Source organism: Niallia sp. FSL M8-0099 (genome assembly GCF_038006945.1).
GTDB lineage: Bacteria > Bacillota > Bacilli > Bacillales > Cytobacillaceae > Niallia > Niallia circulans.
In genome coordinates this window covers 221,972-241,819 of record NZ_JBBOWF010000002.1, presented here as the reverse complement: position 1 = coordinate 241,819, position 19,848 = coordinate 221,972, and the positions used below count along the sequence as shown (strand labels likewise).

Genomic DNA, 19,848 nt, shown 5'->3' with positions numbered 1-19,848 from the left:
ATTAATAAGGAGGAAAAAGAATGACAGTGGAATGGGTAGCTGGCAGACAATATGAAGAAATCATTTATGAAACATATAATGGTATTGCCAAGATTACAATTAATAGACCTCATGTACATAATGCATTCACGCCAAGAACCGTTAGTGAATTAATTGATGCGTTTGCAATGGCAAGAGATGATAGTGATGTAGGAGTTATCATTTTAACTGGTGCAGGCGATAAAGCATTCTGTTCTGGTGGAGATCAAAAAGTTAGGGGTCATGGTGGATATGTAGGAGAAGATCAAATTCCCCGCCTAAATGTCCTTGATTTACAACGTCTAATCAGAGTTATTCCTAAGCCTGTCATTGCGATGGTAAAAGGATATGCAATTGGTGGAGGACATGTGCTGCATATTGTCTGTGATTTAACGATTGCTGCAGATAATGCTATTTTTGGACAAACTGGTCCAAAGGTAGGTAGCTTTGATGCTGGTTATGGTTCTGGTTATTTGGCAAGAATCGTTGGCCATAAAAAAGCTAGGGAAATTTGGTTCTTATGCCGTCAATATAATGCCCAAGAAGCTCTAGATATGGGATTAGTAAATACGGTAGTGCCGTTAGAAAAAGTAGAAGAAGAGACGATTAAATGGTGTGAAGAGATTTTAGAGAAAAGTCCAACTGCCCTTCGTTTCTTAAAAGCTGCCTTTAATGCAGATACAGATGGTTTAGCTGGTATACAGCAATTTGCCGGTGATGCAACTTTGCTTTACTATACAACCGATGAAGCAAAAGAAGGAAGAGATTCCTTTAAGGAAAAACGCAAACCTGATTTTGGACAATTCCCGCGTTTTCCTTAATGGAAAAGGATGAATGAAAAGCTAGCTATCCAAGAGATGGAATCGCAATTCATTCGTATTAATTAATAGATACTGGGGTGACACTCGTTTTTAGCAATGGTGTTTTAATGGACATGCTAATAATAGTGTCACCTTTGTTTGTATAGAAAAGAGGGTTAATAAATTATGACAGAAATACTTCCGAATTTTATTAAAAATAGAGCACAGTTAACACCAGATAGAGAGGCAATTGTATTTAAAGAAGAAAGACTAACATTTAAAGAATTATATGAAATGGCTTATTACCGTGCAGGGATTTGGTCAGCCATTGGAGTAAATGACACAGATTATGTGGGGTTTCTTGTTAAAAGTGATTTAGAAACTGTACTTCACTTATTTGCTATGCAAATTATTGGAGCAAAGGCAGTTCTTCTTAATAATCGCTTAACAGCGAAGGAAATGGCTTATCAATTAAACGATGCGAATGTTTCCTATTTAATCTCAGAAGAAGCGTTTAAAGAGAAGGCAGCTTTGCTTGAAAAAGAGAAAGAAATGACTGTATTTTATAAAGAAAATATAACAGAAAGTACCTACATTGAGCCAAAAGAAAAGGATCAAGTGTCTTTAGAGGAAACTTGTACGATAATGTATACGTCAGGAACAACCGGACTTCCGAAAGGAGTCATTCAATCTTACGGTAATCACTGGTGGAGTGCCGTGGGAAATACGTTGAATGCAGGCCTATATGAAAAGGATACCTGGTTATGTACCGTTCCATTATTTCATATCAGTGGATATTCGATTTTAATGAGAAGTATCATTTATGGGATGAAAGTCGTTTTGCATGATTCCTTTGATGAAAAGAGGGTATTAGAGGATTTATGGAAAGAAAAAGTAACGATTATATCGGTTGTCACCACGATGCTAGAGCGAATCGAAAAGGCTGCTCATGATAAGTTTCCACCTTATTTTCGGTATATGCTTTTAGGTGGGGGGCCAGCCTCCATAGAACTGCTGACTAGATGTATGAATAAAGGGATTTCTGTTTATTATTCATATGGAATGACGGAAACTGCCTCACAAATTGTTACCCTTTCGCCAGAGGATAGTATTAGAAAAATTGGTTCAGCCGGAAAGCCACTTTTTCCTGCTCAATTACAAATTGTTAATCAAGCAGGAGAGCGTTTAGGATCAAATGAGGTAGGCGAAATTAAAGTGTGTGGGCCGAATGTATCAAAAGGCTATTTAAATAAAGAGAATCATTTACAAGATAGCTGGTTTTTTACCGGTGACATAGGGTATATAGATTCTGAAGGATTTCTCTATGTGTTAGATAGACGGTCAGACTTAATTATTTCGGGTGGAGAAAATGTTTATCCAGCAGAAGTCGAAGCTGTACTGACTGAAATGGACGGGATAAAAGAAGCGGCAGTGATAGGGATTCCTGATGAAGAATGGGGACAAGTACCGATTGCATTTATTGTTACAGATGAAAGTATGCAAGAGAATACAATTATCGAAAAATGTACAAACGTTTTAGCAAAATATAAAATCCCCAAAAGAGTATTTTTTATATCAGAAGTTCCACGAAATGCCTCAGGAAAAATAGTCAGAAGAGAATTAAGAAAATGGATAGAGGAACAATCGGACTTATCTTTGTAATTTTAACTAGTTCATGTTGTTGTGGCTACTAGTAAAAAAATTCAATGAAAGAAGTGTACGTATGAGCTTATATCATGGATCATTATATTGGCCAACAACGGTTCATGAAAGACCCGTTTATCCAAAGTTGAATAATCATGTTACTTGTGATGTGCTTGTAATTGGTGCTGGAATGTCAGGCGCCTTATTAACTTATATGCTTGCAAAGGAATCGCTTCAGGTGATTCTAGTGGATAAAGGTAGTGTTGGCAATGGAAGCTCTGCTGCCAACACAGGGCTATTGCAGTATTCTAATGATAAAATGCTGCATTCCTTTGCAGAAAGTATTGGGGAAGAAGATGCTGTTCGATTTTACGAATTATGCCTTAATGGGATGAAGGAATTGAAAAGTATCGCAAGTTCCTTACACGAAGATGTCCAATTTGTAAATAGACAAAGCTTATATTACGCAAGTACAGATTCAGACGTATTTTCTCTAAGAAAAGAATATGAGATGCTAAAAAAGTATAAATTCCCAGTAGAATTTTTAGAAAAGGATATGATTTATAAAGCATATGGATTTAATAAACATGCGGCAATAAGAACAAGTGGGGACGCAGAAGTGAACCCAGAAAGGTTTATTATTTCCTTAATAAAAGAGGCTGCACAAAAGAGCAATGTTCAAGTTTTTGAAAACACGGAAGTTTCAAAGCCTCAGAATAAAGATGGCTGCTGGTTGTTTAACAATGGCGATTCAAGTATAAAGGCAAAGCATGTCGTGTATGCAACTGGGTATGATTTAGATAATTTTGCAATAGACATACCTACAAAAATAAATAGAACGTTTGCAATCGTTACAAACCCAGTATCTTCTTTTCCACATTGGGAGGATCGGTGTTTAATTTGGGAAACCAAACGTCCGTATTTCTATATGCGAACAACCCTTGATGGAAGGATAATAGCGGGTGGTTTAGATGAAGAAATAATGGAAGCGCCTAGAGACGATCAGATTTTACAATTATATGCGGATAGATTATTAGTTCGTATTAAAGAACATTTTCCCCATTTGCAACTAAAAGCTGACTATGTATATGGAGCAACATTTGGAGAATCAAAGGACGGAATTCCCTTTATTGGCGAACATCCACAGCAAAAGAATTTATATTATTGTTTAGGATTTGGAGGAAATGGTACAGTTTATAGTGCTTTCGGTTCGACCATATTGAAGGATTTAATAATAAAGGGGAAGCACCCTGATGCTGATTTGGTACGATTAGATCGATAAAAAAAAGGAATCCCTAGTAGTTTTGATTGGGATTCCTCTTTGCATTTCCATAAGTTTAGCTTAAGCTATTTTCAGGTTCAAATGTCTTACAGTCTGTTTCATAACTTGTATCCGCATGTTTTCCCACATTACTTACAACATAAATTTGGTCGGCTCCACAACGGTTTCCTTTTTCCCAAAAAGTACAATTCCTTACTTCACAAAGTACGTCTTTTGCCATAGGATACCACTCCTTTTCTTAAGTTGTTAATCCAAAGCCTTTTTAGGAGATGTCTTCTATTTGCACATAGGATGCAATTGAGACTGTTAACAGTCATTGCACTTTAGTATTATTAGAAGGTTGGAGGAATTACATACATAGGACAAATGAAAAGAAGTACCAATGTTGGAAAGTATCATCTATTTCAAATTTGTATATTAGGCAAATTTTCATTACTATTAATAAGGAGACTCTTTCTTTAGAACAGAAATTATTTGTATTTTATGAATTGAATTTTTTAAGGAGTGCAAAAATGAGCCTATTACAAGATATGTTAGTCTATAATGAAGAATTTGTAAGGGAACAAAAATATGAAAAATTTATTACAGGTAAATTTCCCAATAAAAAAATGGTGATTCTAACTTGCATGGATACAAGATTGTTAGAACTTTTGCCACAAGCATTAAATCTTTCTAACGGAGATGTGAAAATTATAAAAAATGCAGGAGCAGTAGTTGTTCACCCATTTGGAAGTATTATGCGAAGTATTTTGGTTGCAGTATATGAGCTGCAAGCTGATGAAGTGATGGTAATAGGTCATCATGACTGTGGGATGAGTGCATTGCATTCAGATAGCATGGTGGAAAAAATGAAAGAAAGAGGCATATCAGACGAAACGTTTGCAACTTTACAACATTCTGGAATTAATCTAGAAAAATGGTTGACAGGTTTTGATTCTGTATCAGATAGTGTTACCCATAGTGTAGAAATGATTAAAAGGCATCCGCTATTGCCAAGTGGCGTTCCAGTTCATGGGTTAGTGATAGATCCAAAGACTGGAAAATTAGACTTGGTAATAGACGGTTATTAATTTTTCTCTTTTGGCGAATGAGGATGATTTCTACAGTGCCAATCTTCTGGTACTGGATCCAGACCACCTGGATGAAAGGGATGACATTTAAGAATTCGTTTAATGGTTAAGTACCCTCCTTTAAAAGCGCCAAATCTTTGAATCGCTTCTAAGCCATAACTAGAGCAGGTTGGATAAAAACGGCAAGTTGGCGGTTTTATTGGAGAAATTACTTTGCGATAAAATTGGATAATAAATAAAAAGACGTATTTCATTATGCTGTTTCCTCTCCTTCTTTGCATGTAGTATAACATGGGTGAAGAGAGGAGTAAAAGTAATCACTGTTTAACACAAAATTCCCACTGGAAAAATATTATATATATTAAGTTGATGAAATTACTCGGCTTTTTAGATATAATAAAGATAGAAGAAGAAAGGGAGATGACTTTATGCCTTCAGTTGAAAGTTTTGAATTAGATCATACTGCCGTAAAAGCCCCATATGTAAGACATTGTGGTGTACACAAAGTTGGTAGTGATGGAGTAGTTAATAAATATGATATTCGTTTCTGTCAGCCAAATAAGCAGGCAATGAAGCCAGATGTTATTCATACGTTAGAGCATCTACTTGCCTTTAATTTACGCGCACATGTAGAAAAGTACAATCATTTTGATATTATTGATATTTCTCCAATGGGGTGTCAGACTGGCTATTATTTAGTTGTAAGTGGGGAACCAACCGTTGAGGAAATTATCGATTTATTAGAGGCAACGATGAAAACGGCAATTGAAATTACTGAAATTCCAGCAGCTAATGAAACACAATGCGGTCAAGCAAAACTACATGATTTAGAAGGTGCAAAAAAGCTGATGAATTTCTGGTTAAGCAAAGATAAAGAAGAATTAAAACAGGTTTTTGCTTAAAAAAAGAAATAAACATTCCAACCAAATAGAAACCCAAACAAATTGTACGGAAATGCTAATGAAAAATTCCGTATATTGTTTGGGTTTTTATTCATAAAATTGATTTATCTTTAAAACATAATAACCAAAATATTAAGCTCTACAAAAGGGGACTAAGAAGCCTTGAAAATGATTCTTTGAAACGGATCCATAAGGATCTTTTTGAATATTGGTCGGCTGTTAAATGTGTGGATAAGTCCATGTCCTTTAAGAAATCGTCTGTCAGCTCATTAGCAATCTGTTCACTATAAATAAAGGCGTTTACTTCAAAGTTGAGTCTAAAGCTTCTCATATCAATATTAGCAGTTCCAACTGAAGCGATTTTTCGATCGACTAAAATTGTTTTTGCATGGATGAATCCATTTTCATATATATAAATCTTTGCTCCTGCTTTTAACATTTCTCCAATATAAGAATAAGTGGCCCAGTAAACAAACATATGATCCGGTTTATTAGGAATCATAATTTTAACGTCTATTCCTGAAAGAGCTGCAATTCTTAAGGTATCCAGCAAACTGGCATCAGGGATAAAATAAGGTGTTTGGATATAAACACTTTCTTTAGCAGACGTGATCATTTTTATATAACCATTTTTTATTTGTTCCCACTCTGAATCAGGTCCGCTTGAAACGATTTGCATTCCGATATTACCAATAATTTCTTCAATCTTACCAGGAAAATATTCAGGCGAATATTGAATTTCATGGAGATGAGAAGCTTGATTCCAATCAAGAATAAATCTTGTTTGAATGGCATAGACAGCTGTACCAACAATACGTAAGTGAGTATCTCTCCAATATCCAAATTTCGGGTGAAGTCCTAAGTATTCATCACCAACATTAAAGCCGCCGATATAGCCGATTTTCCCGTCAATAATTCCTAATTTTCTGTGATTGCGATAATTTAATCGCAAATTGATGAGGTGAAATTTACTAGGAAAAAAAACTTCAACAAAGCCGCCAGCTGCCCGCAGCTCTTTAAAAACCCTTTTACGTAACGTTCTTGAGCCGAGCTCATCATATAATAAGCGTACTTCTACTCCTTCTTTTGCCTTTTCAACAAGTAAGCTAATAAGATCGGAGCCGATCCCATCATTCTTCAAAATATAGTATTGTAAATGAATAGATTTTTTAGCATTTCTGATATCTTCAAATAATTGATCGAATTTTTTATGACCATCTGTAAATATCTGAACAGCATTATTCTCCGTAAGTACTGCATCATTATTAAATAAATTCATATAAATAAGATCTTGGTTTTTTCTAATGACTTCATTTGTTGTCCGCAATTGATTAGAACTTATTTGCAACAGTTGAGAAGCTAAAATTGGCTCTATGCCAAGTTTTTTTCGGCCATCCCATTGAAATAGTTTTCTATTTCGTAGATTTTGCCCGAAAAGTAAATATAAGATAAACCCAAGAATGGGGATAAAGGTCAGCACCATTAGCCATGCCCATGTTGCAATAGGATCTTTTCTTTCGAAGAAGATAACAAGAAAAGCAAAAATGATATTAAGTATAATAATTACACTTAAAACAATTGAATAGATGTGCATCGAATTTTGTCCTTTCTCACAAAAAAAGCAATAATATGTGCGATAAAAATAAGATAGAGTGTGTATATGACTGCTCTAAAATAAATATCCTGTATAATTATAGGGTAAAAGGGTAAAACTTTGTACTATTTTGTATTTATTTTAAAAAAGAAGAATTTCCCTTTTTTCTTTAATGTGATAAAGTAAAGATAAAACGAGAAGTACTTACTTAATAAATAATAGCAAAGTTGTTTATGCAAGATATATGGTTTTTAACCTCAAGACTGCTAGCTTAAATCTCACCATAGATTAAGTTTTATGTTGGAAAAAACGAGTTAAAGTAAGGAGCTTTTATGGAAGAATTACATCTTGGTATGCTACTCTTTTTAATTGCCGCTGGATTTATCGCAGCATTTATCGATTCCGTAGTTGGCGGCGGCGGACTAATCTCATTACCGGCTCTATTGTTCACTGGATTGCCGCCGCAGATTGCGTTAGGAACAAATAAACTTGCTTCCACTATGGGCTCATTAACAAGCTCGATCTCTTTTATAAGGCATGGAAAAACAGATAAAAATTTACTATCAAAACTCTTACCTCTTTCCATTATTGGTTCTGCAATTGGAGTTTATGTAGTACAAAAAATCCCATCAGAATCGCTCAAGCCGCTGATTCTTGTTGTTTTAATTGTAGTGACCATTTATACCCTTACGAAAAAAGAATGGGGAATTCATTCTACATACAACGGAATGACGAAAAAGAAACTCTTATTTGCTCTATTTATTGTACCATTAATAGGATTCTATGATGGTTTTTTAGGAGGAGGAACGGGTTCGTTCTTTTTATTTTCCTTTCTTCTGATGGGATTTGATTTTGTGGAATCTGCGGGAAATGCTAAAGTTCTTAACTTTGGAAGTAACCTTACAGCACTTATTGTTTTTTTATATTATGATTCTGTGTATTATTTATATGGGCTTGTGATGGGCATTGCCATGATTTTAGGAGCATACATTGGTTCTAGAGTAGCTATTGCGAAAGGGTCTAACTATGTAAAAATATTATTTGTCTTGGTCTCCGCTATTTTAATTGGAAAAAATATATTTGATTATATAACAAATCCATAATATAAAAGGCTGTTTGCTATCCTAAACATTTTGTTTGGGATGTCAAACAGCCTTTTTATAGAAAATTAATGGAGATTTCGATGGGTAAAGATTGGGTTATTCGGTTTTCGATAATCTTCACTTGCAAATTTACCCTTTAAACTTTCAATTAAATAAAGACCCATTAAATCATATAATTCTTGTTCATTTAATTCTTGGATTATATGTAATAAATCTTCTCTACTCATTTCCTCTAAAAAAGCAAAGGCAAGCATATCGATATCCTCTTCATCACCAGTTAATTTATTTTTATATAAGTTATATAGTTCATCTACAATTTTCATCATTGTTTCCTCCTATTTCAGCCAGTTTTAAATGTAACCGTTTTATTTAACCGTATTATATATGATTACATCCTATTATTACTAGCTATTATGTGAACATTATGTTAAAGAATAATACAAATATTCATGTGCCATTCTAATTACCATACATGAAAATTCACTCTGAAAATAAATATCATTAAGAACTGTCTCTTCTATAAAAAATATACCCTATTTTAGTGGAAAAAACTCCTGTTTCAATGGTAGTATTTGCTATGATAATAATAGACAGTAAATCAGCTTAATGGCATGCTGTTTGCTTTAGTATGCAAGCTACTTATATTAATAATACATAATAATGGAGTAGGTATGGAAATATTTTATGATCAAAACAACAATTTAGTGAAACTTTCATTTGTAAAAAATGAATGGAACGAAGAAGCAAGACATGTATTAGTTATCTGTCAGTATAAAGATCAATGGTTATTAACAAAACATAAGGAACGTGGATTGGAGTTTCCAGGTGGAAAGAGAGAAACGGGCGAAACTACTATTCAAACAGCTCAGAGAGAAGTGATGGAGGAAACAGGCGGCATTATAAAAAGTCTGCAATGGATTGCAGCTTATCAGGTTTTTGGGGAGGTTCCTTTTTTGAAGGATGTATTTTTTGCAAGAATCAGTCAGTTAAGCTCCAAAGAGGATTATCTTGAGACAGATGGTCCTGTTTTGATTACTGGCAATATAATAAAAAAGCGATGGAAAGATTCCTTTAGTTTTATTATGCAGGATGAGGTCATCCAATTTTGTATATCTTATATTGAAAATGAATTATTAAGCAAAAAGAAGGGGTAATATAGGAGAAAAAAGGAAAGGAGCAGATAGTATGCAAAATGGCGATATAATAGAGAAAATTCGATTTCCATCTCCTAACCCTTCCATTGATTTATTTTTAGTTACTTATTATGTCGATGGTTTACGAGTAAAAGGAATGCTCGCTTCACCAAATGATGGGAAAACTTATGACGGCTTTCTTTATCTAAGAGGGGGTATAAAAAATGTTGGCAAAGTCCGTCCGGGAAGAATTATTCAATTTGCATCCGAAGGCTTTGTAGTCTTTGCTCCCTTTTATAGAGGGAATCAGGGTGGCGATGGAAATGAAGATTTTGCAGGAGAAGATAAAAATGATGCTATAGCAGCATTTACACTCCTTAAGAATTTATCGAATGTTCAGGATGTCCATGTATTTGGTTTTTCAAGAGGAGGAGTTATGGCTCTATTTGTAGGTATTTACTGCCCTGTAAAATCAATTGTTACATGGGGCGGCGTAAGCGATATGTTCTTAACATACGAAGAACGTAAAGATTTGCGCAGGATGATGAAACGAGTTATCGGGGGAACTCCTTCTAAATATCCAGACAGATATGAAGAAAGAACTCCGCTTTATCAATTAGAACAAATAAATGCTCCTACTCTTATTATTCATGGGAAGCTGGATAAAAATGTTTCGATTGATCATAGTCTCAAATTAGAAGAAAGATTAAAACAACTCGGAAAAGAAGTAGACTCTTGGTATTTTCCAGAGTTTACTCATTACTTTCCTCCAGCTACAAATCGAAAAGTGGTCACATCCTTAACCAGTTGGATGAAAAAACAAACGGAAAGGATGGTAAAATAAAAAATAAGCTTTATTATCTTAGTTGATGTTCCGATTTTATGGTCATGCAAGGAGCCTTGATTGCCGGTAACATATTACGAAAGAGAAAAAAATAGAGAAGGGGAATGTAAAATGGGCATGCCTTTAGAATTAAATACAATGATTGTTACAAAGGGAAAAGAAATAAGATTAGAAGAAAATTTATTTTTGTTAGAAAAAGAAGATTATCGTTTATATCCAATGAATATCCCGTTAGAGGTAAGAAGAACAAAAACTGCTGAGATATCGGGGATTGCTACGATTGAAAAATTAGAATGGGAAAAGAATAAAACATCGATTACTTATAAATTGATTTCATTAAATTCCACAAATTAATGAATAAAGTGAAAAATGATTGACATGTATTGATGGATTAAGCTATCATTTTACCTTGAACGGATACTCTCTTATCCTGAGCTGGTGGAGGGACTGGCCCGATGAAACCCAGCAACCTACTATGTGAAGAAAATTACTGAATCATTCATGTTTACATGTAATGGGACAGACATTCTCTTAGGAAAGGTGCTAACCTGAAGCAAGGAAATTCTTCCTTGAACGATAAGAGTGAAAGGTGCGAATTGATTTTACTAGGAGCCTTTTCACTAATGAAAAGGTTTTTTGTGTAAAATGAATTATTTATCTTTTATAAAAATGTATATTTTTAGATGTGTGTTTTTATTAGAAACAAAAATCTTCGTTATATATATTATATTTTTAAACATTTTTTCAGTTTTACATATAATAATGCACGGAATTGACTTCGGATAAAAACGCCATTTTTACTTCATACTATCTAGGGAATGAGTACCGTATCAAGATAAGGTTAAGGAGTGCAGGAAGAAACCACACTCTACTTTTTTCTAAAATAAGGAGGAAATCAGATGTCAACAAAACGTCGCTTGTTTACTTCTGAATCGGTAACTGAAGGTCACCCAGATAAAATTTGTGATCAAATTTCAGATGCTATTTTGGACGCTATATTGGCTAAAGATGCTAATGCAAGAGTTGCTGCTGAAACTTCTGTAACAACAGGTCTAGTACTCGTTGCAGGTGAAATAACTACTTCTACATATGTGGATATTCCAAAAATTGTTCGTGAAACGATTAAAGAAATAGGATATACACGTGCAAAGTATGGATTTGATGCAGAAACAAGTGCAGTATTAACTTCTATTGACGAGCAATCCGCTGATATCGCATTAGGGGTAGACCAAGCTCTAGAAGCTCGTGAAGGTAAGATGACGGATGAGGAAATAGAAGCAATTGGTGCAGGAGATCAAGGCTTAATGTTCGGATTTGCATGTAATGAAACTAAGGAACTTATGCCTTTACCCATTTCGTTAGCACATAAATTATCAAGAAGACTAGCTGAGGTTAGAAAAGAAGAAATCTTACCATATCTACGTCCAGATGGTAAAACACAAGTTACAGTCGAATATGATGAGAATAATAAACCAGTGCGCATTGATACAATTGTAATTAGCACACAGCATCATCCTGAAGTGACATTAGAACAAATTCAGCGCAATATTAAGGAATATGTAATCAATCCTGTTGTACCAGCTGAATTAATCGATGAAAACACGAAGTATTTTATTAATCCTACTGGACGCTTCGTGATCGGCGGACCACAAGGTGATGCTGGATTAACTGGACGTAAAATCATCGTTGATACATATGGTGGATATGCACGGCACGGCGGTGGAGCGTTTTCAGGAAAGGATCCAACAAAAGTTGACCGTTCCGCAGCTTATGCAGCACGTTATGTAGCAAAGAATATTGTCGCTGCAGGATTAGCTGATAAAGTAGAAGTACAATTAGCGTATGCAATCGGCGTAGCGCAGCCAGTATCTATTTCTGTTGATACGTTTGGCACAGGGATTGTCTCAGAAGATAAACTAGTAGAAGCAGTTCGTGAAAATTTTGACCTGCGCCCAGCAGGAATTATTAAAATGCTCGATCTTCGCAAACCAATATACAGACAAACAGCCGCTTACGGACATTTTGGCCGTACGGACATCGATCTACCATGGGAACGTACAGATAGAGCAGAGCTAGTAAAAAAAGCAGTAGAAGCATAAAAATTATTTCTTTTTGTTAACAAAAAGGGTATATGAAAATTAGCATTACAATTTCATGCATTGCTTAAAGTGGTAGGGGTGAGACTCCTGTGGGATTAGCGAGACAGTCTGAGCCCCTGCAGGTTGAAGGCAAACTGCGGCTCAGCGCGTGCTCACGGAAAGCAGCATTCCGATTCAAAGTGATTAATATATATGCTATACTCAAACTTCTTCTTCCAAAATACAGGAGTTTGCGGTTAATCTGAAAGAAGTTACAAGAAAGTGTAACTTCTTTCTTTTTTTTTCGTCTAATACTTAATGATGACAATTGTTTTACATGTATAAAAAATAAGGATGGAAATGCTAATAACTGATTTATATATTTACACTATTTATGTTAAAATAGAAGACTAAGTGAAGATTTTATAAAACTTATTACCTATTAACATCTATTCTATTTAAGCGTATAGTAAAAAATTGATTATAGTTCTGCTATTAGAACAATGAGTTAGTTATAGATGTCTCAATGCATGTAGGAAAAGAAATGGAGAAGGTGAGAGCAATATGTGTGGTTTTGTTGGCTGTGTACATGAAAAAGCACAGAACTTTCAAGAAGAACAAAAAGAACTATTTGCAGGAATGAATCGTGTTATAACACATAGAGGTCCTGACGATGAAGGATATTATTATGATAACCACATTCAATTCGGTTTTCGCCGATTAAGTATCATCGATATTGAAAGTGGGCATCAGCCTTTAACATATGAAAATGAACGTTATTGGATAATCTTTAACGGAGAAGTATATAACTATTTAGAAATAAGAGAAGAGTTAGTGAAGGCGGGATTGACCTTCCAAACAAATTCAGATACAGAAGTAATTATTGCTTTATATAGCCATGAAAAGGAAAAAGCGGTAGAGAAATTACGTGGTATGTTCTCTTTTATCATTTGGGATAAACAAGAAGAAACATTATATGGAGCACGCGATCCGTTTGGAATTAAACCATTCTTTTATTTTGATGACGGAGAGAAAACATACTTTGCTTCTGAGAAGAAAAGTATATCATTGGCATTAGAAAGTGATGTTATTGATTATCGTTCTCTGCAGCATTATTTAACCTATCAATTTGTTCCTGAGCCTTATACGATGTCAGAGGGAATTAAAAAGCTAGAACCAGGCCATTATTTTACCAAAAAAATTGGTAAGCCAATGGAGATTAAACGTTATTGGAGAGCATCCTTTAAACCTGTTGTAAAGCAAGAGGACGAGTATACAAAAGAAATTAAAGATGTGTTGTTTGATAGTGTGAAAATGCATATGAGAAGTGATGTTCCTGTTGGATCATTCCTTTCAGGAGGCATTGATTCATCCATTATTGCCAGTATTGCCAAGGAATTCCATCCAAACATTAAAACATTTTCTGTAGGATTTGAACATAATGGATTCAGTGAAATCGATGTAGCAAAAGAAACAGCTGATAAATTAGGATTAGAAAATATTAGTTATATCATTACTCCACAGGAATATATGAACGAAATTCCGAGAATTATGTGGCATATGGATGATCCTTTAGCAGATCCAGCTTGTGTGCCATTATATTTTGTTGCCCGTGAAGCAAGAAAGCATGTAACAGTTGTTCTATCTGGAGAAGGTGCAGATGAATTATTTGGTGGATATAATATTTATCGGGAACCACAATCTCTTGAAGTATTTAATAAAATTCCGAATGTCGGAAAAAAATTGTTACGAGCTGTAGCAAATATTCTTCCAGAAGGCGTGAAAGGAAAAAGTTTTATTGAACGCGGAGTTACACCGATGGAAGAAAGATATATTGGAAACGCGAAAATGTTCTCTGAGTTGGAAAAAGAAAAACTACTTTCTGTCTACAACAATGGTTTGCATTATCGTGATATTACTAATCCATTATATGAAGAAAGCAGAGGGTATGATCCTGTGGATCGTATGCAGTTTATTGACATTCATACGTGGATGCGTGGGGATATTTTATTAAAAGCGGATAAAATGACGATGGCTCATTCACTAGAATTACGGGTACCATTTTTAGATAAAGAGGTCTTTAAGGTTGCTTCTAAAATTCCTACTTCCTTAAAAACGGCGGATGGTACAACAAAATATATTTTACGAAAAGCAGCAGAATCCTTTGTTCCAGAGCATGTACTAAATCGTAAAAAGCTAGGTTTCCCTGTTCCAATTCGTCATTGGTTAAAAGATGAAATGAATGACTGGGCGAAAAACATTATTAAAGAAAGTGATACAGATCACTTATTAAATAAATCGGTTGTTCTACAGTTGCTAGAAGACCATTGTCAAGGTAAAGCAGACAATAGCCGTAAAATATGGACCGTACTGATGTTCATGGTTTGGCACAGTATTTATATTGAAAAAAAATATTCCTTCGAAAAGGAATATTTAAAAGAAGGAAAGGTAGCAATTAAGAATTAATCGTAATTGCTTGACTTCCCATTTGCACCCAGGATTCTTTGAAATCCTTTATGGGTGCTTTTTTATTTTTTTCTCCTGTAAGTGGATCATTAAAGTAGACAAATGTTTCATCATAGCCAGTAATAAGAACCGAGTGCTCTGAATAAGTTATTTTTACAGTTCCGCTTGGTGTGTTCCATGTCCGGAATTGGCTCTCTGGTAACTTTTTGAATGTTGAATTTGTAATGACCCATACAGGTCGATTATTTGATAGATGATTTTTTATTTCCTCAAAATCAGATCCAGTGAAATCGACAATAGAGTCTGGTAAATATTTCTCCGCTAATGCAGCAATTGGTTTATGGTATACACCTAAACCTGGACCGCTTAATGAGTACATATCCCCAATAAATCCATCATTCGGATGTCCATAATAAATTTTACCATCGACTCTTGTATAGGGAGTAGTATCTTTTTTAATTTGCTTTGCTAGTGTCATTTTATCGACATCTACATCTGCATATTGAAGCAGCATAGCAAGACTTGTTACCTCACAGCCTCGTGGAAGCTCTGGTAACTGGTTTAAAATAGGCGCATCTAATAATACAGATTCTTTTATTAAATTTGTTTCCTCTTTTATGGATATGAGGGCTTTTCGAGTATTCTGTGTGGCAAACTCCTTCGCATAAACAATTGCTTGATAGCCGTCTCTATTTATAAGTAGAAAACTAATTGCAATCATGGCGAATATCGTAAATAAATAGAGACTTTTGACAAAGATGCTTAGTTTATTTCTTACTAATAAATATAATAAGAAAAATAAAGTAATCAATGAAATTACTATTATTGTATTTGATTCCATTTAAATATCACCTAATCAATTTCTTTATTAAATTATATCGGCTTGAAAAAAAGTTCTTTTAGAAAATATATAAATTGTCACTAAATTTCCTTTCTTTAAGTTAATATGGGAACTTTCTAAAAAAATGGTAACCATTTTTGCGTTCCTTTTCCCTATTTTTCGACAAATGAAACCATTTTAGTATACCATTTTTTTTGAATAATGATGAGGTTTGTATTATAAAGGTACATTTCTAAGTAATTTGCTATAATTAAAGTAACTTTGGCTCATAATAAAAAAGCTGATCTTCGTTTATTCGCATTTATTATAATGATTATATTACAAAGCAAATTTTTATTTTTTCTCAATAATTTGCTGGTTTGTTAAAGTTGGATAAAGCTAATTTAGATTTTTTACATGGGATGGAGGAGCTTTTATGTGGAAATGGGAAGCTGAGGGAAACGCGAAAGCGGTCATTGTTATTGTTCATGGAGCAATGGAGCACCATGGTAGATATGGCTGGCTTATCGAAATGTTTCGGTTAGCTGGTTTTCATGTTGTAATGGGAGATCTTCCTGGACAGGGAATGACAACTAGATCTGATCGAGGACATATTGATTCATTTGATGAATATACAATAGAAATTAAAGACTGGATTCAAGCTGCCTATCAATTTGATCTGCCTATTTTTTTATTAGGGCATAGTATGGGTGGCCTTGCTTCTATCAGACTTCTCCAACAGGAGAAATTAAAGATAGCAGGCTTGATTTTATCTTCACCATGCTTAGGGCTGATTAATTACCCCTCCAAGCTGATGAGTTTAGTATCACTTCTCTTGAATAAAGTGGCCCCAAAGCTAAGGGTTAATTCCGGTTTAACGATTGATATGGCAACTCGTAATGCAGAAGTAAGAGAAATTGATTCAAATGATACCTTATATATAACAAAAGTTTCTATCAGATGGTACCGAGAATTGATTAATGCAACAAAGAAAGCCTTTGAAGACATAGCCAATACGCAAGACTTGCCCCTTTTGCTTATGCAAGGCGGCGGCGATTTAGTTGTAGATAAAAAAATGGTAAAAACCTGGTTCAATATGATACCATTATCTGAAAAGAGATATAAAGAATGGCCAGAGTTTTATCATGAAATTTTTAATGAGCCAGAAAGAGATGAAGTTTTTGAATACACGAAGGATTTTATTAATAGTCAATTGAAAGCAATTGGTTATATTGTATAAGCGAGGTTTTTTATATGTCAGTTCCAAAGATGCCATTAACATTAATGTCAAAAGTTTACTTAAAGGTTTTTCCAGTTGTCCATCAGGAATTAAGTTATTGGACGCAAAGGGCAGGGAGTATTCCTAATTTAGAATTAAGAAAACAAGCATTAGCAAGTATTGAGAATAAAACATTTCATTGTGAAGGTGGCTCCATCATGGCTCTAATTGCCATGAGTAAGTACAAAGAAGTGATTAAATTTATTGTAGCCTACCAAACGATAAGTGATTATTTAGATAATCTTTGTGATCGAAGCACTTCGCTTGACCCGAAAGATTTTTCTGCTTTACATGAATCAATGGAACACGCTTTAACAGTTGGAGCTAAACCAAGTAATTATTATCGTTATCGAGAGGATCAAGATGATGGAGGCTATTTATATGATTTAGCTAAGACATGCAGAGATACGCTGTCAAAGCTGCAGAATTACGGAAGCATTAAGGAACAGCTTTTAGAATTATGCCGCTACTACTGTGATTTACAGATACATAAACATGTGATAATGGAAGAACGGATTCCTCGACTGAAATTTTGGTTTGAAAAAAATAAAAATCATGTCCCTAAAATGGAGTGGTATGAATTTTCTGCTTGCTCTGGCTCGACTTTAGGAATTTTTTGCTTAGTCTCTTATGCATTTCGTGATGATTTTGATGATTCTTATCCGGCGCTAATTCGAGATGGATATTTTCCTTATATTCAAGGACTGCATATCTTACTGGACTATTTTATCGATCAAGAAGAGGATAAAATAGGTGGCGACTTAAACTTTTGTTTCTATTATAAAAATGAAGAGGAATTATTTAATCGTCTAAAGCATTTTGTAACAGAAGCCGATCGCCATACTAATAAACTCCCTCATCAAAAATTTCATAAACTGATTAACAGAGGTTTATTAGGCGTCTATTTATCTGATGAGAAGGTAAATAAGCAACGAAATATCCGCAAACTTGCTAAAAACATGATAAGGACATCTGGTCCAATCGGTTATTTTTTCTATCTGAACGGAAGAGCCTATAGAAAGTTTCAAAAAGTAATACCGATTGGAGCATTGAGAGCATTGAGCAAATAAAAATAGACAAACTCCCTGGAAGTGGAGTTTGTCTATTTTACTCTATTGAGCTATGGGCACTTGTTATCCGCAGGAGAAAAACGTCCATAGCTCCATTCCATTTCATTTCGTTTTTAAAGGTATCCTTTGGTAGGAAGTTATAAATATTAATACTACTTTTTCTCAATCGCGATAATAAAAGGAGGATTATTAATGCCGTTTATAAACTGATAACGAAGCACATGAGCTTCCTGTTGATTTATATTTTCAACATAGGTAATAAGTTTGTCCCGTTCAATAGCTCCCTCTGGATGACCATGATAAATCACTAATACAATAATTCCTTCTTTAGACAGGATTTGAAGTAGCTGTTCGATTGCGGCAATAGTTGTTTCAGCCTTTGTGACAATCGACTTGTCCCCACCAGGTAAGTAGCCTAGATTAAAAACAGCTCCTGTGACTTTTCCGTGGTACTGAGAAGGAATCACATTCATTATATGCTCATGTCCGCACAAATGAAGAGAAGCAGCTTCTTGCAATGCTTGATTAATTAGCTTGTCCTTTGTCGCCAGTAAAGCAGCTTCCTGAATATCAAAGCTGAATACCTTTCCTTTTTTTCCAACAAGATTGGCTAAAAAAACGGTATCATGACCATTTCCCATTGTAGCATCGATTGCAATATCTCCGGCCGATATTGCTTTTTCCAATAATTGATGAGCAAATGGAATGACTCTGTCTAACTTCATTGTGTCACCTTCTTATTTGCCTGATAAAATTTACCTTGCCAGCTATTGCGGCTTTTTAATTCTGCATCAATTTTGTTTAACACTTCCCACTTATTTACACTCCACATTGGTCCAACCATTAATTCAATTGGTCCATCTCCAGTAATTCGGTGAATAATCATTTCTGGTGGTAATATTTCTAATTGATCGCAAACCAATGATATATATTGATCAAATGTTAAAAATTCCAGGAGGCCCTTTTCATATTGCTTGACCATCGGAGTTCCCTTTAATAAATGAAGCAAATGGATTTTAATTCCTTGTACATCTAGCTCGCTAACGCTTTTGGCTGTTTCCATCATCATTTCGTTCGTTTCCATTGGTAAACCATTAATAATATGGGAGCAAATACGAATATTATGCTTTCTCAGCTTATTAACGCCTTCCACATATGTTTGAAAATCATGAGCCCGATTAATAAGGTTTGCGGTTTTTTCATGAACGGTCTGAAGACCTAGTTCTACCCATAAATAAGTACGTTCATTTAGTTCTGCTAAATACTCGACAACATCATCTGGTAAACAATCTGGGCGTGTTGCGATAGAAAGACCAACGACATTTTCCTGCTTAAGCACCACTTCATATTTTTCTCGAAGTACATCAACAGGAGCATGAGTATTGGTGTACGCTTGAAAATAGGCCATATACTTTCCGTCTTTCCATTTCGTATGCATCTTGTTTTTTATATCATGGAATTGCTTTTCAAGGCTATCCACACGATTGCCAGCAAAATCGCCAGAACCAGCTGCACTGCAAAAGGTGCATCCACCATGAGCTACCGTGCCATCTCTATTCGGACAATCAAAGCCGCCATCTAGGGCGATTTTGAAAACTTTGTGACCGAATTCATTTCGAAGATGATAATTCCATGTATGATATCTCTTATTATCAGAGGCAAATGGGAATGGGTTATTCTGATTCATATCAGTGTAACCTCCTAAGTAATTTTAATTCTTTTTTTTGTCATTTCCACCTAAGCAT

The 19,848-nt window shown here is 34.7% G+C and carries 20 protein-coding genes and 1 riboswitch; of the genes, 13 read left to right on the top strand and 7 right to left on the bottom strand.

From position 1 onward, the window contains the following. The first annotated feature begins 20 nt into the window (after positions 1-20). The 3 genes from menB (at position 21) to NSQ92_RS16005 (ending at position 3,744) form a co-directional block, all read left to right on the top strand. A complete protein-coding gene (menB, locus tag NSQ92_RS16015) occupies positions 21-839 on the top strand; it encodes a 1,4-dihydroxy-2-naphthoyl-CoA synthase (protein ID WP_047944543.1) in 819 nt (272 codons plus the stop codon). A gap of 165 nt (positions 840-1,004) precedes the next feature. Continuing rightward, positions 1,005-2,480: an o-succinylbenzoate--CoA ligase gene (locus NSQ92_RS16010; RefSeq protein ID WP_095258017.1), complete on the top strand. Its 1,476-nt coding sequence runs from the start codon at positions 1,005-1,007 to the stop codon at positions 2,478-2,480. A gap of 61 nt (positions 2,481-2,541) precedes the next feature. Continuing rightward, positions 2,542-3,744 (top strand): NAD(P)/FAD-dependent oxidoreductase, encoded by a 1,203-nt coding sequence (locus tag NSQ92_RS16005; RefSeq protein WP_176474107.1) that lies wholly within the window; start codon positions 2,542-2,544, stop codon positions 3,742-3,744. Between the two features lie 55 nt (positions 3,745-3,799). Here the strand turns inward: NSQ92_RS16005 and NSQ92_RS16000 are convergent, their stop codons facing one another. Then, positions 3,800-3,964 (bottom strand): DUF1540 domain-containing protein, encoded by a 165-nt coding sequence (locus NSQ92_RS16000; protein WP_082138439.1) that lies wholly within the window; start codon positions 3,962-3,964, stop codon positions 3,800-3,802. Between the two features lie 292 nt (positions 3,965-4,256). Here NSQ92_RS16000 and NSQ92_RS15995 point away from each other — a divergent pair, with 292 nt between their 5' ends. Beyond that, the gene (locus NSQ92_RS15995) at positions 4,257-4,814 is read left to right on the top strand and encodes a beta-class carbonic anhydrase (protein WP_047944541.1); all 558 of its coding nucleotides are present in this window, start codon (positions 4,257-4,259) and stop codon (positions 4,812-4,814) included. Here the strand turns inward: NSQ92_RS15995 and yidD are convergent. Further along, entirely contained in the window at positions 4,811-5,068 is a 258-nt protein-coding gene (gene yidD, locus NSQ92_RS15990) for a membrane protein insertion efficiency factor YidD (RefSeq protein WP_047944540.1), read from the bottom strand. The two genes, NSQ92_RS15995 and yidD, sit on opposite strands and share 4 nt — an antisense overlap. Before the next feature lie 174 nt (positions 5,069-5,242). Here yidD and NSQ92_RS15985 point away from each other — a divergent pair, with 174 nt between their 5' ends. Continuing rightward, on the top strand, positions 5,243-5,716 hold the full coding sequence (locus NSQ92_RS15985; protein ID WP_047944539.1) for an S-ribosylhomocysteine lyase: 474 nt from the start codon (positions 5,243-5,245) through the stop codon (positions 5,714-5,716). 139 nt (positions 5,717-5,855) lie between these two features. Here the strand turns inward: NSQ92_RS15985 and cls are convergent, their stop codons facing one another. After that, positions 5,856-7,310 carry a cardiolipin synthase gene (gene cls / locus NSQ92_RS15980; RefSeq protein WP_047944538.1) on the bottom strand — a complete coding sequence of 485 codons (1,455 nt, stop codon included), beginning with the start codon at positions 7,308-7,310 and terminating at the stop codon, positions 5,856-5,858. Between the two features lie 332 nt (positions 7,311-7,642). Between cls and NSQ92_RS15975 the strand changes: the two genes are divergently transcribed. After that, complete coding sequence (locus tag NSQ92_RS15975) at positions 7,643-8,413, top strand: sulfite exporter TauE/SafE family protein (protein WP_047944537.1); 771 nt, start codon at positions 7,643-7,645, stop codon at positions 8,411-8,413. 65 nt (positions 8,414-8,478) lie between these two features. On the opposite strand, the gene NSQ92_RS15970 is transcribed toward NSQ92_RS15975, so the two are convergent. Beyond that, the gene (locus NSQ92_RS15970; protein WP_047944536.1) at positions 8,479-8,736 is read right to left on the bottom strand and encodes a DUF6154 family protein; all 258 of its coding nucleotides are present in this window, start codon (positions 8,734-8,736) and stop codon (positions 8,479-8,481) included. A 348-nt stretch (positions 8,737-9,084) separates the two neighbouring features. On the opposite strand from NSQ92_RS15970, the gene ytkD reads away from it, so the two are divergent. The 5 genes from ytkD to asnB all read left to right on the top strand — a co-directional run bounded on the left by ytkD (position 9,085) and on the right by asnB (position 14,934). Next, positions 9,085-9,567, top strand: coding sequence for an RNA deprotection pyrophosphohydrolase (ytkD, locus tag NSQ92_RS15965; RefSeq protein WP_047944535.1), 483 nt, complete (start codon positions 9,085-9,087; stop codon positions 9,565-9,567). Positions 9,568-9,598: 31 nt separating this feature from the next. Beyond that, the gene (locus NSQ92_RS15960; protein WP_047944534.1) at positions 9,599-10,390 is read left to right on the top strand and encodes an alpha/beta hydrolase family protein; all 792 of its coding nucleotides are present in this window, start codon (positions 9,599-9,601) and stop codon (positions 10,388-10,390) included. A 111-nt stretch (positions 10,391-10,501) separates the two neighbouring features. After that, positions 10,502-10,744 (top strand): DUF2584 domain-containing protein, encoded by a 243-nt coding sequence (locus tag NSQ92_RS15955; RefSeq protein WP_047944553.1) that lies wholly within the window; start codon positions 10,502-10,504, stop codon positions 10,742-10,744. 68 nt (positions 10,745-10,812) lie between these two features. Beyond that, positions 10,813-10,973, top strand: a riboswitch (SAM riboswitch). Between the two features lie 316 nt (positions 10,974-11,289). After that, positions 11,290-12,489 (top strand): methionine adenosyltransferase, encoded by a 1,200-nt coding sequence (metK, locus tag NSQ92_RS15950; RefSeq protein WP_047944533.1) that lies wholly within the window; start codon positions 11,290-11,292, stop codon positions 12,487-12,489. A 543-nt stretch (positions 12,490-13,032) separates the two neighbouring features. Continuing rightward, positions 13,033-14,934 carry an asparagine synthase (glutamine-hydrolyzing) gene (gene asnB / locus NSQ92_RS15945; RefSeq protein WP_047944532.1) on the top strand — a complete coding sequence of 634 codons (1,902 nt, stop codon included), beginning with the start codon at positions 13,033-13,035 and terminating at the stop codon, positions 14,932-14,934. Here asnB and NSQ92_RS15940 read toward each other — a convergent pair. Continuing rightward, positions 14,924-15,775: a C39 family peptidase gene (locus tag NSQ92_RS15940; protein ID WP_047944531.1), complete on the bottom strand. Its 852-nt coding sequence runs from the start codon at positions 15,773-15,775 to the stop codon at positions 14,924-14,926. The genes asnB and NSQ92_RS15940 overlap by 11 nt on opposite strands. A 415-nt stretch (positions 15,776-16,190) precedes the next feature. Between NSQ92_RS15940 and NSQ92_RS15935 the strand changes: the two genes are divergently transcribed. After that, positions 16,191-16,994: an alpha/beta hydrolase gene (locus NSQ92_RS15935; RefSeq protein WP_047944530.1), complete on the top strand. Its 804-nt coding sequence runs from the start codon at positions 16,191-16,193 to the stop codon at positions 16,992-16,994. A 14-nt stretch (positions 16,995-17,008) separates the two neighbouring features. Beyond that, the gene (locus NSQ92_RS15930) at positions 17,009-18,103 is read left to right on the top strand and encodes a tetraprenyl-beta-curcumene synthase family protein (protein ID WP_047944529.1); all 1,095 of its coding nucleotides are present in this window, start codon (positions 17,009-17,011) and stop codon (positions 18,101-18,103) included. A 152-nt stretch (positions 18,104-18,255) separates the two neighbouring features. On the opposite strand, the gene NSQ92_RS15925 is transcribed toward NSQ92_RS15930, so the two are convergent. Next, complete coding sequence (locus tag NSQ92_RS15925; protein ID WP_047944524.1) at positions 18,256-18,828, bottom strand: tRNA (mnm(5)s(2)U34)-methyltransferase; 573 nt, start codon at positions 18,826-18,828, stop codon at positions 18,256-18,258. Beyond that, positions 18,825-19,790: a TIGR01212 family radical SAM protein gene (locus NSQ92_RS15920; protein ID WP_047944523.1), complete on the bottom strand. Its 966-nt coding sequence runs from the start codon at positions 19,788-19,790 to the stop codon at positions 18,825-18,827. Before NSQ92_RS15920 ends, NSQ92_RS15925 begins: the two co-directional genes overlap by 4 nt. Between the last annotated feature and the right edge of the window lie 58 nt (positions 19,791-19,848).